This is a genomic window from Sneathiella aquimaris, from assembly GCF_026409565.1.
In the GTDB taxonomy this organism is placed as follows: domain Bacteria; phylum Pseudomonadota; class Alphaproteobacteria; order Sneathiellales; family Sneathiellaceae; genus Sneathiella; species Sneathiella aquimaris.
In genome coordinates, this window is the sequence record NZ_CP112881.1 from 1,347,206 (window position 1) to 1,363,494 (window position 16,289).

General features: G+C 48.5%; 18 protein-coding genes. 15 read left to right on the forward strand and 3 right to left on the reverse strand.

Annotation, left to right across the window (positions count from 1 at the left end; all coding sequences use genetic code 11):
• Window positions 1–14: 14 nt before the first annotated feature.
• Window positions 15–413, reverse strand: coding sequence for an HIT domain-containing protein (locus tag OIR97_RS06170; protein WP_169544710.1), 399 nt, complete (start codon window positions 411–413; stop codon window positions 15–17).
• Window positions 414–569: 156 nt separating this feature from the next.
• On the opposite strand from OIR97_RS06170, the gene OIR97_RS06175 reads away from it, so the two are divergent.
• The 7 genes from OIR97_RS06175 (at window position 570) to OIR97_RS06205 (ending at window position 8,245) form a co-directional block, all read left to right on the forward strand.
• Window positions 570–2,165, forward strand: a complete 1,596-nt coding sequence (locus OIR97_RS06175) for a class I adenylate-forming enzyme family protein (RefSeq protein WP_219821674.1) — start codon at window positions 570–572, stop codon at window positions 2,163–2,165.
• Window positions 2,166–2,295: 130 nt separating this feature from the next.
• Complete coding sequence (locus OIR97_RS06180) at window positions 2,296–3,234, forward strand: SAM-dependent methyltransferase (RefSeq protein ID WP_169544711.1); 939 nt, start codon at window positions 2,296–2,298, stop codon at window positions 3,232–3,234.
• A 106-nt stretch (window positions 3,235–3,340) separates the two neighbouring features.
• Window positions 3,341–3,466 (forward strand): type B 50S ribosomal protein L36, encoded by a 126-nt coding sequence (ykgO, locus tag OIR97_RS06185; protein WP_169544712.1) that lies wholly within the window; start codon window positions 3,341–3,343, stop codon window positions 3,464–3,466.
• Between the two features lie 131 nt (window positions 3,467–3,597).
• Window positions 3,598–5,091, forward strand: coding sequence for an FAD-linked oxidase C-terminal domain-containing protein (locus OIR97_RS06190; protein ID WP_219821675.1), 1,494 nt, complete (start codon window positions 3,598–3,600; stop codon window positions 5,089–5,091).
• Between the two features lie 3 nt (window positions 5,092–5,094).
• Window positions 5,095–6,327 carry an FAD-binding protein gene (locus tag OIR97_RS06195; RefSeq protein ID WP_169544713.1) on the forward strand — a complete coding sequence of 411 codons (1,233 nt, stop codon included), beginning with the start codon at window positions 5,095–5,097 and terminating at the stop codon, window positions 6,325–6,327.
• On the forward strand, window positions 6,324–7,625 hold the full coding sequence (glcF, locus tag OIR97_RS06200) for a glycolate oxidase subunit GlcF (protein ID WP_169544714.1): 1,302 nt from the start codon (window positions 6,324–6,326) through the stop codon (window positions 7,623–7,625). Before OIR97_RS06195 ends, glcF begins: the two co-directional genes overlap by 4 nt.
• A 62-nt stretch (window positions 7,626–7,687) precedes the next feature.
• Window positions 7,688–8,245, forward strand: coding sequence for a tetratricopeptide repeat protein (locus OIR97_RS06205; protein WP_267177800.1), 558 nt, complete (start codon window positions 7,688–7,690; stop codon window positions 8,243–8,245).
• A 21-nt stretch (window positions 8,246–8,266) separates the two neighbouring features.
• Here the strand turns inward: OIR97_RS06205 and pyk are convergent, their stop codons facing one another.
• Entirely contained in the window at window positions 8,267–9,700 is a 1,434-nt protein-coding gene (gene pyk / locus OIR97_RS06210; RefSeq protein ID WP_169544716.1) for a pyruvate kinase, read from the reverse strand.
• 346 nt (window positions 9,701–10,046) lie between these two features.
• Here pyk and OIR97_RS06215 point away from each other — a divergent pair, with 346 nt between their 5' ends.
• The 5 genes from OIR97_RS06215 to OIR97_RS06235 all read left to right on the forward strand — a co-directional run bounded on the left by OIR97_RS06215 (window position 10,047) and on the right by OIR97_RS06235 (window position 13,214).
• Window positions 10,047–10,511, forward strand: a complete 465-nt coding sequence (locus OIR97_RS06215) for a hypothetical protein (RefSeq protein ID WP_169544717.1) — start codon at window positions 10,047–10,049, stop codon at window positions 10,509–10,511.
• Window positions 10,512–10,606: 95 nt separating this feature from the next.
• Window positions 10,607–11,356: an N-formylglutamate amidohydrolase gene (locus OIR97_RS06220; RefSeq protein ID WP_169544718.1), complete on the forward strand. Its 750-nt coding sequence runs from the start codon at window positions 10,607–10,609 to the stop codon at window positions 11,354–11,356.
• 35 nt (window positions 11,357–11,391) lie between these two features.
• Entirely contained in the window at window positions 11,392–12,528 is a 1,137-nt protein-coding gene (locus tag OIR97_RS06225; protein WP_169545816.1) for a carboxylate-amine ligase, read from the forward strand.
• Between the two features lie 31 nt (window positions 12,529–12,559).
• A complete protein-coding gene (locus OIR97_RS06230) occupies window positions 12,560–12,856 on the forward strand; it encodes a DUF1244 domain-containing protein (protein ID WP_169544719.1) in 297 nt (98 codons plus the stop codon).
• A 49-nt stretch (window positions 12,857–12,905) separates the two neighbouring features.
• Window positions 12,906–13,214, forward strand: coding sequence for a DUF2312 domain-containing protein (locus OIR97_RS06235; RefSeq protein WP_169544720.1), 309 nt, complete (start codon window positions 12,906–12,908; stop codon window positions 13,212–13,214).
• Window positions 13,215–13,391: 177 nt separating this feature from the next.
• Here OIR97_RS06235 and OIR97_RS06240 read toward each other — a convergent pair whose 3' ends face one another.
• The gene (locus tag OIR97_RS06240; RefSeq protein ID WP_169544721.1) at window positions 13,392–13,958 is read right to left on the reverse strand and encodes a TetR/AcrR family transcriptional regulator; all 567 of its coding nucleotides are present in this window, start codon (window positions 13,956–13,958) and stop codon (window positions 13,392–13,394) included.
• Window positions 13,959–14,036: 78 nt separating this feature from the next.
• On the opposite strand from OIR97_RS06240, the gene OIR97_RS06245 reads away from it, so the two are divergent.
• From OIR97_RS06245 to OIR97_RS06255, 3 genes are all read left to right on the forward strand, one after another.
• Complete coding sequence (locus OIR97_RS06245; protein ID WP_169544722.1) at window positions 14,037–14,477, forward strand: PaaI family thioesterase; 441 nt, start codon at window positions 14,037–14,039, stop codon at window positions 14,475–14,477.
• A gap of 101 nt (window positions 14,478–14,578) precedes the next feature.
• Complete coding sequence (locus OIR97_RS06250) at window positions 14,579–15,895, forward strand: 3-hydroxyacyl-CoA dehydrogenase (RefSeq protein ID WP_169544723.1); 1,317 nt, start codon at window positions 14,579–14,581, stop codon at window positions 15,893–15,895.
• A gap of 80 nt (window positions 15,896–15,975) precedes the next feature.
• Window positions 15,976–16,269 carry a hypothetical protein gene (locus tag OIR97_RS06255; RefSeq protein WP_169544724.1) on the forward strand — a complete coding sequence of 98 codons (294 nt, stop codon included), beginning with the start codon at window positions 15,976–15,978 and terminating at the stop codon, window positions 16,267–16,269.
• Window positions 16,270–16,289 lie beyond the last annotated feature (20 nt).

The window sequence follows — 16,289 nt, forward strand, 5'->3', positions numbered from 1 at the left end:
TGGATTAAGTTGAATTAAAGGTGTTTATGTATGAGCGCTATTCTTTCTTGTTTTTTCTGCGGATCATAGGAGAGCCCCTCCCCAACACCCCATACCGGCCCAGGCCATGCCGGGTCTTTCGCATGGCGCCCGATAATATGAATGTGGAGTTGCGGAACCATGTTCCCCAATGCTCCAATATTTAATTTTTCAGGTTTAAAGCAGGTTTCCAACAGGGAAGAGATCTGACGAATTTCAGTGCATAGGACAGAGTAGGTTGCGGACGGTAAGTGGTGCATTTCACGAACATCATTAATGTGCGGTACAAGAATAAGCCATGGATAGCGGGCATCATTCATCAAATACAGACCGCAGACCTCCAGCGTTTGGATATGGGTGGTATCCGCTTGCAATCTTGGGTGCAATTTAAACATGGTCTCTCCAGCGCGAGCATTTTACCGTGCCCGTTTGCATTTCCTGATGAGCAGGTTATCTTACAAAAAAAAATAAAAAGACAGGCGAAAATAAGACGGCCAGAAAATCCAACCAACAGTCGACCCATTTCTTAGATAGACCGGAGAATAATAAAAATGAGCGCAAAGCCAGCTGCACATAACAAGCTTTTTAACGATATGGATGAAGCGGAGGGCTTCGTCTCTTATCCCGAGCGGATCAGAAGAATTGCCAACGCCTTCCCGGATCGGACTGCGCTTAAAACAGATGGCGTGTCCCGGACATGGGCAGAGTTGATGCCGCGGATCAACCAGATATCAAATTTGTTGAAAAAGCGCGGTTACCAGCAGGGAGATAAGGTTGCCGTACTGGCGAAAAGCAGCACGGAATATGTCGAAGTCTTTTTAGGAACACTGCAGGCAGGAATGTGTTTGGTCCCGCTTTCCGGCATGGCATCCTCAGTGCAGTTGGAGGGAATGATCCGCGATTGCGGGGCAAAAATGATCTTTATCTCGGAAGGCACTAAAAGTCTTTTGGGGCCGGTCCTGGCAAATCTGGATCATCTTAAAAAAGCAGATCGCATCGCGTTTGATTTCGAAGACCCGGACTGGACCTCTTATGGGTCTCTTCTGGATGGCGTCTCGACAGCAGAGCATATTCAGGAAATTTCACCTCAGGACCCGTTCAACCTTATATACAGTTCGGGCACAACAGGGGTGCCTAAGGGAATTGAGCAAAGCCATTATATGCGCAATCAGCATACCGTCCGCTTTGAAGCGCTTGGGGTGGGCAGTGAAACGGTCACACTCTCCTCAACGGCGCTTTACTCCAATACGACTTTGGTTGTCTTTCTTCCAACATTGGCGTTGGGTGGCAAGGTGATCTTGATGTCCAAGTTCAATGCCGAAGAGTTCCTGAAATTGGCGGAGGCGGAAAAAGTAACGCATACCATGCTTGTGCCGGTTCAATATCAACGAATTCTGGCGCGCAAAGACTTTGATAACTTCGATCTTAGCCACTTTCAGGTTAAATTCTCAACCTCCGCGCCACTCCGCGAAAATGTGAAAGCTGACGCGCTTAAACGGTGGCCGGGAAAACTGATTGAAATATATGGTCTGACCGAAGGCGGCATCGGCACTGTGCTGTCGGCCACAGAATTCCCTGATAAGCTGGCCTCGGTCGGCAAGCCGGGAGAAGGCGTGGATCTTCGAATTATTAATGAAGAGGGGCTGGAAGTCCCCGTCGGACAAATTGGTGAAATTGTTGGGCGATCCGATGCGATGATGACCGGTTATTATAACCGTCCGGATCTGACGGAAGCCATGCTTTGGACCTCACCGGAAGGCGATGTTTTCTTTAAAAGTGGCGATATGGGACGTTTTGATAATGATGGGTTCCTGTTTCTGCTGGACCGGAAAAAGGACATGATCATCTCTGGCGGCTTTAATATATATGCGGCAGATATCGAGGCGGAGTTGATCGTTCATCCCGATGTTGTGGATGTTGCCGTTATTGGTATTCCCAGCGAAGAATGGGGCGAGACGCCCTTGGCATTGGTCGTCCGTAAAGAGGGGTCCGCTGCAAACGAGGAGGAGATTAAGGATTGGGTCAATTCCCGTTTAGGTAAAACTCAGCGAATACAGGGGGTTGCGTTTCGGGAGGACTTGCCCAGAAGTACCATCGGTAAGGTTTTGAAAAGAGAACTGCGAGATGAATATAAGGACTTTATTTAGATCTCAAGACGTGTAAATTAGATTTACACATGGTTAACATATTTCTGTCAAAATTTGATAATGAAAGCTGTAACCACTTTGAGTCAGGAGCTTTTTAGCTGATTTGGGGCAAGAAAGCTAAGGTTGAAGTATGAGTGCTGAGCAAAGCAGTGCGACAGAGGGGATCGATGGCAAATTACCTTTTTCTAAGAAGCTGAAGCTTTGGTGGGAAGGGTATGAGTTAAAACCTGTCGCGAAAACGATCGAAGTTGAAGAAGAGGCGCCTCCTGAGAACGAAGGGCCTCCGACAGTAAAAGGCTGGGCTGTCAGCCGGCAACGCTCTGTTGTCACTCTTTTCGGAGATGGCATGACGCGGTGCATTCCTGATGCCGTGAAGACACGATTAACGACACCCATGGGATTAAACAAAACCATGAGCGTTGCGGAAATCGGATCTGGTCTCGGCGGCTTTGCCCATTGGGTGGTTGATCAGCATGAAGCCTATGTGGATGCTTATGAAACAGATCATGACCTATACGAAGCCTCACGTGAAATGACGAAAATGGCGGGTCTTACGCGCTATGTCAAATATATCCACTGTGATTTCGAGGATTTTCAGCCTAAATTGAAGTCTGCCAATGTCGCCTATTCATCTGAGGCGCTGTTTTGTGTGAAGAATAAACAGGACTGCTTTAATCAGATCCATGCAATGATGAAACCGGAAGGTCAGTTTATGATGTCCGATTACATGCTGGATGGCGCGTCTCTGGATGATCCTGCGTTAAAAGAATGGATGGCTAACGAGCCTATTCCACCTCAGCTGATTGATGTTCAGCAGATTCGAAAAATGCTGACGACCGCAGGTTTTGAGGTCAGTATTGCCGAAGATACAACAGATGAATACAAGGCAAATGTCTTGAAAGCGTTTTCCGAATACGCTCAACAAACAAGCCGTGGTGCAAAAAGTGGTCATTTGCATGACTGGGTGTTGAAGGAAGGTGAGTTGTGGACGTCCAGGGTTAAGGCCATGGAGGCCGGCGTCCTCAAGGTTTTCCGTATCTATGCAAGGGTTCCAAGAGAGATTATCTGATCCTTTTATAAAAGCTGAGAAAATCCCTATTTGGTCATTGACAGAGTGTTGGCTGGACAGTATGGTCCGGCCTTCAAATTCAGAATAGTTTTTTGGGGTCTGTACCATGAAAGTCATTAACTCGCTCAAGTCCGCGAAGAAGCGTCATCGCGATTGCCGCGTTGTCCGCCGCAAAGGACGCGTTTATGTGATTAACAAGACCAATCCACGCTTTAAGGCGCGTCAGGGCTAACTCGTTAGTTTTGGCGGAAATTCATACGAATTTCTGAATGGTGAAAAAAGCCGCGCTGTTTGTCAGTCGCGGTTTTTTTGTGTCTGAATCACGTCTATAGTATCTTCACTGATAAAATGGGAGCAGGTCACATGGTCAAAATGCCGAAACCGGATCCGCAGGTATTGCAGAAACGAGATTATCTTGTCGCAAAACTCCGTGAGATTGTTGGTAACCCTGAAGGTGTTATAGATGAAGAAGCCGGGTTACGGGCATTTGAATGTGATGGTCTTAGTGCCTATCGTCAGCTTCCGATGATTGCCGTTCTGCCTGAAACCAAAGATGAAATTGCCGAAATTCTGAAATTTTGCGCGGCGGAAAAAGTAAATGTTGTCCCGCGTGGGGCTGGCACCTCTCTTTCTGGAGGCGCGCTGCCTTTGGCCGATGGCGTCCTGTTGGGGCTTGGAAAATTTAACCGCATTGTTGACGTGGATTATGACAACCGTTGTGCGGTGGTTCAGCCGGGTGTGACCAATCTTGCGATTACCGACGCGGTGAAAGCGGATGGGTTCTATTATGCTCCGGATCCGTCAAGTCAGATCGCCTGTACAATTGGTGGTAATATTGCTGAGAATTCTGGTGGGGTGCATTGCCTGAAATACGGGCTCACGACTAATAACGTTCTCGGCGTTGAGATGATTACCATGGATGGGGACATCATTCAATTTGGCGGGAAGCATCTTGATTCAGAAGGGTATGATTTGATGGGGGTCATTACGGGCTCGGAAGGCCTGCTGGGTGTTATTACCGAGGTGACCGTCCGTTTGCTCCGCAGTCCTGAAAATATCTCGGCCCAGCTGATTGGTTTTCCATCCAGCGAGCAGGCAGGTGACTGTGTCGGCAAGATTATTGGAGCAGGCATTATTCCCGCCGGCATGGAAATGATGGATCGATATGCAATTCATGCAGCCGAAGAATTTTGCCATGCAGGCTATCCTCTCGATGTAGAGGCTTTATTGATTGTGGAGCTGGACGGCCCGCAAGTCGAAATTGACCACCACAATGCTGACATCAACAAAATCGCAAAAGCGTGTGGTGCGACTGTCATTAAACAAAGCCAGTCCGAAGAAGAACGCATGACATTTTGGGCCGGGCGAAAAGCAGCCTTTCCTGCGGTTGGCCGAATTTCGCCCGATTATATGTGTATGGATGGCACCATTCCGCGGGGGCAGCTTCCCAAAGTTTTGGCGCGAATGAACGAGCTTTCTGAACATTACGGCCTGCGGGTTGCAAATGTGTTTCATGCGGGCGATGGGAATCTGCATCCATTGATCCTGTTTGATGCCAATATTCCCGGTGATCTGGAAAAATGTGAAGCGTTTGGCGCAGATATCCTGAAACTGTGCGTCGAGGTTGGCGGTGTCCTGACCGGAGAACATGGGGTTGGAATTGAAAAGCGCGATCTGATGGGTGAAATGTTCACAGAAGAAGATCTCAAACAACAGCAGCGTTTGAAATGTGCCTTCGACCCGGATGGGCGGCTTAATCCCGGTAAAGTCTTTCCGATTTTACATCGCTGTGCCGAGCTTGGGAAAATGCATGTTCACAACGGTGAGCTTCCGTTTCCAGATTTACCAAGGTTTTGATCCATGGAAAAGATTGATATTACGCAGGAAGAGCAGCTTCCAGAGGTTTTGAAGTGGGCATTGGCCGGCAACAAATCTTTTGCTGTGCAGGGCAATGGCAGTAAATCAGAATTGGGCCGCCCCCTGCAAACGGATTGCATTCTGAGCATGTCTTCATTGCAGGGCGTCGAAATGCACGAACCTGCTGAATTGGTTATGCAGGCCAAAACGGGAACCCGCCTGTCAGACATTCAGGCAATCTTAAAACAAGCCGGTCAGAAATTAGCCTTTTCCCCACCTGATCTTGGCCCCCTTTTGGGAACAGAGGCCGGTGCATCAACAATCGGGGGCGTATTTGGCTGTAACTTATCCGGATCCAGTCGAATAAAAGCAGGGGCGGCCCGTGATCATTTGCTTGGCGTTAAAGGATTTTCCGGGCGCGGCGAAGCGTTTCAGACGGGAAGCCGTGTGATGAAGAATGTGACAGGTTATGATCTTTGTAAGCTTGTTTGTGGCAGCTATGGCACCATTGCCTTGTATACCAGCCTTACTTTTAAGGTTCTGCCGGATGCCGAGAAGAAACGAACTGTTTTGATCTTTGGATTGGCGCCCGATGAGGCAGTAAGGGTGATGAAGGATGCCATGTCATCCGTGCATGATGTCTCCGCGGCGTCTTACTTACCAGAACAGGTTGCAGTGACCTGTGATATTTCCCATGTGACGGATGCGCAAAGGTCAGTTACAGCGTTGCTTGTAGAAGGCCCGGCACCGTCCGCAGAATTTAGGTGCGCAGCGTTATTAGATGAATGCGGGAACGGTGCAGAAACCGGTGAATTACACGGGCATAATTCTGATGCCTTCTGGTCTTTTGTAGGCGATGTGAAGCCTTTCGTTAAAGAACAGAGCCGTTCTGTATGGCGTGTTTCATTGCCACCGGCAAGCGCGCCTCTTTTTGTTCAGCATTTAAGTGAATTTTTGCCGGAGGCCCAATATTATCTGGATTGGGCGGGCGGTCTGGTATGGGTCAGTGTTCCCGCTGATATAGATCGGGCCGGTGTGGATATTATTCGAAGTTCTTTACTGGATGGCGGACATGCCACGCTTGTTCGGGCGGATATGGCATTGAGACAGGATGTCTCGCCGTTTCATCCTCAAAATAAGGTTTTGGCGCAAATGTCAGAACGCGTCCGGCAGGGTTTCGACCCCAAAGGGATTTTTAATCCGGGACGGATGTACCCGATCGGAGATGTGACATGAAAACTGACTTCAGTATCGCGCAGCTCGCAGATCCCAAATTTGCAGAATCAAATGACATTCTGCGTAAATGTGTTCATTGCGGTTTTTGCACGGCGACTTGTCCTACTTATACAGAGCTTGGGGACGAACGGGACAGTCCACGTGGCCGTATTTATATGATCCAGCAAATGCTGGAAAGTGGTGCCCCGGCACAAAAAGAAACCGTCCAGCATGTTGATCGCTGCCTTTCTTGCCTGTCCTGTATGACAACTTGTCCGTCTGGTGTCGATTACATGCATCTTGTGGATCATGCGCGCCAGTATATTGACGACACGTACGAGCGTCCGGTGTTCGACAGGATGTTGAGAAAAATTCTGGGCCTCATCCTTCCGAGCCCGACCCTCTTTCGTATATCGTTGATCGGCGCCATGTTGGCCCGTCCGTTCAAAAATCTGTTTAGAGGACGCTTGCGTGCAATGCTGGACATGGCGCCAGCCTCTATTCCCGGACCTTCCGGATTAGATGGCGTTGTCCGTCACACCCCCAAGCGATCACCCTCGGGTAAGCGTGTCATTCTAATGGCCGGTTGCGCGCAGAAGGTTTTATCCCCCGATATCAATGATGCGACGATCCGGCTGCTGACCAGACTGGGTGTTGAGGTGATCATTCCAAAGAAGGCCGGATGTTGCGGCGCCTTACCCCTTCATATGGGTCAGGAAGATCCTGCTCAGGCGTATGCCAAAAAGAATATTCTGGCCTGGTATGAGGAAATGGAACAGGGAACACTGGATGCCATTTTGATCAATACATCCGGCTGCGGTACAACGGTTAAAGACTATGGCCATCTTTTTAAGCATGATGAAGAAATGGCAGAAAAAGCCCAAGCGGTAGCGGAAATTGCCAAGGATATCTCGGAATATCTTGTAACCCTCGATATAGAACCAAACGTGCCGTTGAGCGGTGTTAAGGTCGCGTATCACTCAGCTTGCTCGTTGCAGCATGGGCAACGGGTAATTGATCCTCCAAAACAGTTGCTTCAAGCAGCAGGTTTTGACGTTGCGCCTATCCCGGAATCTCACATCTGTTGTGGATCTGCGGGTACCTATAATCTGTTGCAACCGGAGTTATCAAGCCGGTTGAAAGACCGAAAAATTCGAAATATTGCGTCTGTCTCGCCTGATATTGTCGCGGCTGGAAATATCGGGTGTATCGCCCAGATTGGAAGCGGCATGAATATTCCGGTGCTGCACACGGTCCAACTGCTGGACTGGGCGACAGGCGGGCCGAAGCCGGAGGTCCTTGAAAAAACCGTTCACTAAAATGTGGTTGATTTTGGTGAAGTAGGACTGCCCAAATTTGAATACTGCTCTATATTCAAAATATGAACAGGATACTGAAGCTTTTAACGGTGATTTTTGCTGTCTTTCTAATCAGCAGCGTGGCATCCGCCCGTCAGGATGATGAACGTCTGGATCGCTTATTTGATGAACTAACGGAAACTAAAGACGCGGTAAAAGCGCAAGCGATCGAGCGTGTAATCTGGAATATATGGATGCGCTCAGGCAGTGATACAATTGATCTGCTTATGATCCAGGGGCTAAAGGATATGGCGGCTGGAGCCTATGAAAAGGCAAATATGTCTTTCACAATGATCATTGACATGGACCCTGCATTTGCAGAGGCATGGAATAAGCGGGCGACTGTTCGTTTTTTGGTCGGAGACCTCAACGGATCTTTGGAAGATGTCGCGCGGGTTCTGGAGTTGGAACCCCGCCATTTTGGAGCCTTTGCAGGCCTTGGACAGATTTTTGAAATCAGGAATGCACCTGAGCAGGCACTTTCTGCATTTGAGAAGGCATTGCGGATCAATCCGCATATGCCCTCTGTTCGGCGAAAACTAAAAATTCTGAAACATGAACATAAAGGGCAAAAAATTTAGCCAGCCCTCTGTTTCCTGTTTTTATTTTGCTAAAGGTTTTTCTCCAACCCAGGCAATTCGCAGGATATTTGTTGACCCTGGGGTGCCGAAGGGGACACCCGCCATAATAACAATGCGATCTCCAGGCCGGGCAAACCCTTCCTGAAAACAGGTATTACATGCCCGTTCGACCATATCTGAGAAATTTTTTGCATCACTTGTGTGAACGCAGTGAAGTCCCCAAGCAAGAGCGAGCTTGCGCGCCGTTGGTAACGCCGGCGTTAATGCTAATACGGGAGTGCTGCCCCGTTCGCGCGACGCCCGCAAGGCTGTTGAACCGGATGTTGTGTAAGTGACAATGGCCGTGGCGCCGATCGTACTGGCAACCTGTGAGGCAGCGGCGCTGATGGCATCGGCTGTCGTTGCTTCGAGCGGGCCATGCTTGGCGTCCATCATTTTACTATAGTTAGGATCTTTTTCGGTTTGGACCGCAATGTCACTCATCATGGTGACGGCCTCAATGGGATATTCTCCCGCGGCGCTTTCAGCAGACAGCATGACGGCATCAGCTCCATCATAGATCGCATTGGCAACGTCGGTTGCCTCCGCGCGTGTCGGCACGGGAGAGGAGATCATGCTCTCCAGCATTTGTGTGGCAACAACAACAGGTTTGCCTGAATTTTTGGCTGCATTAATGATTTTCTTCTGAACCGCAGGTACTTCAGGCAGGGGAATTTCAACACCCAGATCACCGCGCGCGACCATAACAGCATCTGCAAGTTCAATAATTCCTTCCAGATGCTCAACCGCAGCTGGTTTTTCAATTTTGGCCATGACCGCGGCGCGCCCAGCGACTATTTTCTTGATTTCGGCAATATCCTCTGGCCGCTGGACAAAACTAAGGGCGATCCAGTCCACACCCAATTCCAGTGCATAATCCAGATCGCGCCGATCTTTGTCTGTAAGCGGGGACATGTTGACAATGGCGTTTGGAATGTTGACGCCTTTACGGTCAGAGAGTTTTCCGCCGATTAAAACCTCGCATTGGGCATGAGTTTCGGAGGCTTCAGTAACACCGAGTTTCAATTTGCCATCATCAAGGAGCAATATGGTGCCTTTTTCAAGCGACGACATGACCCTTTTATGAGGGAGGCAGACCCGTTCGGAATTACCAGCGGTTTCATCAAGATCGAGGCGAAAGGTTTGCCCTTTTTCGAGAAGGACTTTGCCGTCTTCAAAGGTACCAACCCGGATCTTAGGGCCTTGTAAATCTGCCAGAATGCCAATAGGGCGCCCTTCGGTTTGTTCCAGATTTCTAATAATGTCGTAGCGTGATTTGTGATCGTGTGGCTCCCCGTGACTGAAGTTAAGCCGAAAGACGTCTGCCCCTGCAAGATGAAGAGCTTTGACAGTTTTTTCATCCGAGCTGGCGGGGCCAAGGGTGGCAACAATTTTGGTTTTTCTGAGTCTGCGCATGCCAATATTTCTTATGGTTTATGGAATTGTTGGAATAAAGAAATCACACTTACTTAATATGCCGGATATAGTGCTGAAAATCTAAAAACACCAATCGTTTGTCGAAGATAGGACAGTAACATCCTCAGTCCCTAGAGAAAAGGTAAATATATTTGTTTTAATTTCGTTTTATTTTCATTTTCATCAAAACGAAAACAAAAATTGGCGAGATAGCCTCGCTTTTCTACATCTGCATTTTTTCTTTCTACAAATTCACTTGCCCCGTTTTTCGTTAAGAAAAATTTAACTGCGTATCTGGCAAAACAAAATCCAAGCAATAAAATCAAGACATCACAGACGGATTCGCATGGGGCACTCAGGATCATTTCAAGTAACTTTCGAGCGGGCTATTTATTCAGTCGCAGATGGCATTGGCTTTCTGGTGGGAGAAATGCGTGTAAGAGTTGGTCCCGTGGCAAAACGCACTTTCCGTCAGGCGGTCCGGCAGAAAATACGATTATCTGGCTTGCACAAATCTGTTTTAAGCGGACATCGGCCCCATAAACCTCGTCAGTTTTCTGTTTTTTCCAGGAAAGAGCCCAACATTTCAGTACGATTGGTTGATCCCGCCGAGCTGGCGCCCAAAAAGTATGATTATGCATGGGCAGTGGCCCGCATGGACGAGCTTTCCCAAACGGGAATGTCTGACCCAGTTGCTTATTTTAACAATGAAATGGCGGACTGGTGGTTGGCGCCAGATGGCATGATGGAAGATGAGGCGGATTTTGCCGGGATCGCGCGTGCAATCGAGGAACGCTGGGATCAGGATTAACGCCTGATTGCGGCCTGCACAAATCAATTTCTTTTCTTTGACTACAGAATATGGGATATGATGGTTTTTTCAATTAATCGCCATATACTCAATCTATGTCTGACCCGTTTTCTACTACTCATGAAGAGAGTTCATCTCCGATATTGTTGATTGCTGACCATGCAAGCCGGTACATCCCTGAGCCCTATAATCTATTGGGCATTGAGGATCCTGCGTTGCTTCGGCGGCATGTCGCTTGGGATATCGGAATTGAGGATGTCACCCGGCGAATGAGCGATAAACTTGAGGCGTCAGCGATTTATTCCGGCTTCTCCCGCCTTTTGATTGATCCGAACCGCTATCCAGATGATCCTGCGAGTATGCCCGTTGAAAGTGATGGGGTGCAGGTTCCGGCGAATGTCGACCTGACAGACCTTCAAAAAGCGGAAAGGGTGGCGGGCTATTTTGAACCCTATCACAATAAACTCCGTCAAATGCTGGATCGGAAAGTCGCGGATCACAAGCAGCCGATCGTTTTGTCCATGCATTCCTTTACACCGGTTATGAACGATTTTGAAAGACCATGGCATGTCGGGGTTTTATGGGATCAGGATGAGCGGTTGGCGCAGCCCTTGCTGAATATTTTCCGTAAAAACCCGACATTGGTGGTCGGGGACAACGAACCATATTCAGCAAAACAGCCATTTGGCTATACAATGAATGAGCATGGTACCAAACGGGATATTCCCCATGTTGTAATTGAGATCCGGCAGGATTTAATTGATACGCATCATGGTGCCGAACAATGGTCCAGCCTTATGGTTGATGCTGTTCTCCAGTTGCAAAAAAGGCTTGCGGTTTCCTGACGGGAAACAGCGTCAGATAAGAGGTTTCAATGACAGTGAAAGAGCCCGGCTTCACCATCGGTATCGAAGAAGAATATTTGCTTGTTGATCCTGAAACCCGGGATCTGGCGATCGATCCGCCAGCAGAAATTCTGGTTGAGTGTCAAAAGCGGTTGCCTGATCATCAGGTGACGCCAGAATTTTTGCGTTCTCAGTTGGAGATCGGAACACGGGTATGTGCCAATATCACAGAAGCCCGTGACGCGTTGGGAGAGCTGAGATCAACCGTTTCAGAGGTGGTGGAAAGCTATGACTTGAAGCTTATGGCGGCGTCTACCCACCCTTTCGCGGATTGGCATTTGCTGAAACATACGGCGAAAGAGCGGTATGATGTAATTGCACAAGATTTGCAGGCGGTTGTCAGACGCCTGATGATTTGCGGGATGCACGTACATTGCGGTATCGAGGATCAGGAACTGCGGATCGATCTGATGAACCAGGTTTCTTATTTTCTGCCTCACTTGCTTGCGCTCAGCACCTCTTCGCCTTTTTGGCGAGGGGAAGTAAGTGGCCTTAAATCATACCGGCTTAGTGTCTTCGACAGCCTTCCGAGAACAGGTGTTCCGGATCGGTTTGATAGTTACGGTGAATTTGAACGGCTTGTCAGCACCATGGTTGAAGCCGGTTCTATTGAAGACGGGTCCAAGATCTGGTGGGATTTGCGGCCGTCGTCCAAATTCCCAACTTTGGAAATGCGCATGACCGATGTCTGTTCATTGGTCGAGGACACGCTTTGCATCGCGGCTTTGTATTCTTCCTTGTTGCGTATGCTTTATCGGCTACGCCGGAAAAATCAGCGCTGGCGTATCTATCCTGCGACGTTGGTTGCGGAAAATCGTTGGCTTGCCCAGCGATTTGGCGTGGAGGGCAGCCTGATTGATCTGGGAATACCGGGGCAGGTGAAAACCAGCGAGTTGATTGAAGAAATTATTGAGTTGGTTCGTGAAGACGCCGAAGCACTTGGTTGTTTGGAGGAAGTTCTGCACGCACGAACGATCCTGTCGCGGGGAACATCTGCGGAACGCCAATTGGCGACGTATCATCAGGCGCGTAAAGATGGTATGGAAAACCGAAAGGCATTGAATGCTGTTGTGGATCAGGTCTTGCAAGAGACGATAACAGGCCTAAACTGAGAACAAATTTTCAAGAGTCCGGGAGCATAAAATGACAGATGAAACTACATTGAAACTGGAAGCCGCAGCCTTTCGCCGCTTACGAGAGCATTTACAGGCACGGACGGACGTTCAGAATATTGATTTGATGAACCTTGCGGGATTTTGCCGTAATTGCTTGTCAAACTGGTATCAGGAAGCGGCTGAAGAGGCTGGCCTGGAAATGGACAAGGCGCAAGCCCGTGAAATCGTGTATGGCATGCCCTATGAAGAATGGAAGTCCAAGCATCAGGCTGAAGCAACTGATGAACAGAAAGAAAAATTCAAAACCAGCCATCCTGGTCACTAAGATCAGGTTGGTATCTTATCCAAATATACTGAAAGTAAAGAGGTAAAGTATGGCTGACGTTGGCGGCGTAGCAGCGGATCATTTGCGATCCTATATTGAGCGGATCGAACGACTGGAAGAAGAGAAAAAAGCACTCGCAGATGACATAAAGGAAATTTTTGCTGAAGCAAAGGGAACCGGCTTTGATGTAAAGGCCATGCGGGCAATTCTACGGCTGCGCAAAATGGATAAAGCCGATTATCAAGAACAGGAATATATGATTGACCTGTATAAGCACGCCTTGGGTATGCTTGAAGTTCCGCCGTCTGAAACGCCAGAAGAGGAAGATGATATACCGGCGGAAGGGGACGCCTTTTAAAAAATTGGAATGACAGAGGGCGGTGCCGGACCGTAAAGAGTTTCGATATGCCGATGCAGGGCTTGGCCCGTCGTCGCCGACTGCCTTTTAATCGGTACTCCCTCTGTGACTTGACCCCTGCTTGGGAAGAATATGCAGATGTCGTGAAGTAATGTCTATTGGACGAGAGGGGTGCCTTCAGCTTGGTATTTTATACTGTCCGATGGATTCAAGGGGGCGCGCGGATTGTTCGACTCGGCTAAGTAGGATTGCTCCCTGTATCATCGACATAATGATATCTGTTTGCTCCATCGCCTTGTCATGTTTCAGGCCATCGCGCGCCAATATGCGGTATAAAATTTTCTTCCATTCTGCAAAACTTGCCTGACCAGCGGCAGTGATCAGGGGAGAGCCGGGGGTTTGTTCCAAAAGAACAGTCGAAATCGGACAACCATCCTTATACCCCGATAATGCCATCCAATGAGCCAATTGGTCACTATACGCTATCAGAAACCCTTCCGTTGTTGAGGTCTTGTTTTCGATCGTTTGCAAGGTTGCGGTTACCCTTTTGCCGGCGGCGTGAATTGCGGCTGCCGCCAGTTCTTCCTTCCCCTTTGGAAAATAGTAGTAGAGTGAGCCTTTCGGTGCTTTGCTGACCGCCAGTATTTCTTGAAGCCCTGTAGCCGCGTATCCTTGTCGCCTGAACAATCGGATGGCGGTTTGAAGAATTTTGGATCGGTTTAGGTTTGCGTTTTGCCGTGACATGTTTATTTGCTATTCATAATATATTTTTGTATTATAGTGACTGGTCTATATAACAACAAGCAATAAAATGGAAACACCATGTCAAGAACCGCTCGTTTACCGTCTGGTTTTACCCATCACTTTCGTCAAAGCCGTTTTACGGACCCCTGGGAGCCGTTGTACTCCCGCATTCTAGAGGATCGTATTCAATTGGCGCTTATTGCAGATGAAGCCCATTGCAATAGTCGTGGTTTCGTTCATGGCGGATTGATTACTGCACTTGCGGATAATGCAATGGGATTGTCCTGTGCGCATCAATTGGACGATATTGGGGGGCTTGTAACGGTTTCTCTATCCACGGACTTTATCGATAGCGGGCAAATTAAAGATTTACTGTTATTCGATACGGAAGTCTTAAAGACAGGGGGACGTTTGTGTTTCGCGCAATGTCTTGTTCTGGCTGGGGATAAGCCCATTTCAAGGGCGAATGCATCCTTTCAGATAATTCGTAAAAAAGATCACCGAAGAACGGCGGTTTAAAGAAGAAACAGTATATTTACATTTCGTTTTGGCCATCAAAATGGTAACTCAGGACATGAATTAATCAGGGATGAGAATCCCGGCTGTCTTGAGGAAAGAAAATGACAAGAAGTGTGACATCAGTAGCCGTATTGGGCGGCGGAACCATGGGTCTTGGAATCGCTGCAGCAGCTGCAGATGCGGGTGCAGACGTGCTCTTGCTTGACGTAACGAGAGAAGCGGCAGAGGCGTCATTGGAAAGAATGAAAACCATTCGCCCCCCTGCGTTTGAAAATCCAGCGTCTGCAGATAAAATCAGCCTTGGCAGTTTTGAGGGCGACCTTGAAGAAATTGCAAATTATGACTGGATTTGTGAAGCGATCATTGAAGACCTTGAAACCAAACGTAGCCTTTTTGAAAAGCTGGAGCCGCTTCGAAAAGAAGGGTCCGTTGTATCGACTAATACATCCGGTATTCCACTAAAAGATATCGCAACAGGTATGCCCGAACGCCTCCGCAAAGACATTGTGGTAACCCATTTTTTTAATCCAGTGAAAATTATGCGGTTGATGGAGCTGATCCCGGGGGAAGACACTACAGCGGATGTGACGGATGCGCTTGCGGATTTTTGTGCGAACAAACTGGGCAAAGGCGTTGTGTATGCCAAGGATACCGTGAATTTTATTGGCAACCGAATTGGCTGTTTCTTCATGCTGTCAGGCCTGCATAAGGCACAGGCAGCATTAAACGCCGGTATGCCAATGGAAAAGGTGGACGCTCTATTATCAAAACCAGTGGGCCTTCCTCCTACCGGTCTGTATGGCCTGATCGATTTGATCGGTCTGGATATTATGGATTTAGTTGGTAAAAATTTGCAGGTAAATCTTCCAGCAGAAGATGTGGGGCGGTCCTTTACGTCTTTTCCGGATGCTGAACAGGCGATGTTGGAACGGGGTCAATTGGGCCGCAAAGCCAAAGGCGGTTTTTATCGCCTAAATGTGTCTGAGGATGGAACAAAAACCAAAGAAATTTTTGACCTGACGGACCAGGTATGGCGGGCTGCAGAAAAGATTGAACTGTCGCCGGTGCATGCTGCTACAGAAACAGTTTTCTTTGGCGACGATGCGGAAAGCAAGCTTGTCTGGGATATTATGGGGGGCACGCTTCTTTATGCTGCGGATCTTGTTCCTGAAATCGCTGATGATGTTGTTAATATCGACCGCGCCATGCGTTGGGGGTTTGGTTGGGCAAAAGGGCCTTTTGAATTGCTAGACCAGCTAGGACCACAGAAGGTGATTGCTAAACTGGAAGCACAGGGGCAGTCGTTGCCTGCCATGCTGGCAGTTCTGAAAAAGGCGGGTTCTGATAGCTTCTATCGCAAGGATGGACAGGAATATCTGTCTCTGGATGGTCACTGGGTTGCCGTTCCTGCAGAATAACGCTTGAAACTTAAAAAACACGTATTAAGTGCAAAAGGTCGCCCTAAAACTTAGGGGCGGCCTTTTTCGATAAATGGAACATGACGCATTTTTCTCAAGAAACAGCGGGGTTCGCTGCCCTTACAATCGTCGAATTTCTGATACAGGAATGTGTTCGAAAGGAATACTTGTCCGAAAAGGATGTTACGCGTCTGTTGACCAGTGCTGCAAGCCGGCACGAAGGACTGGCAGAGGGAGACCTGGAAAAGGTTGAAATGAATATGGATGCCGCGCGTCTTATTCGGACCCTGATGGTCGGTTTGAAACCGCTATACGCTGCTTCTGGAAACTCAAAAAACGACGATGCGAGAAGTTCATATGCGCCAGGCCCATAAAGTTTCAAGGTATCGGAAGG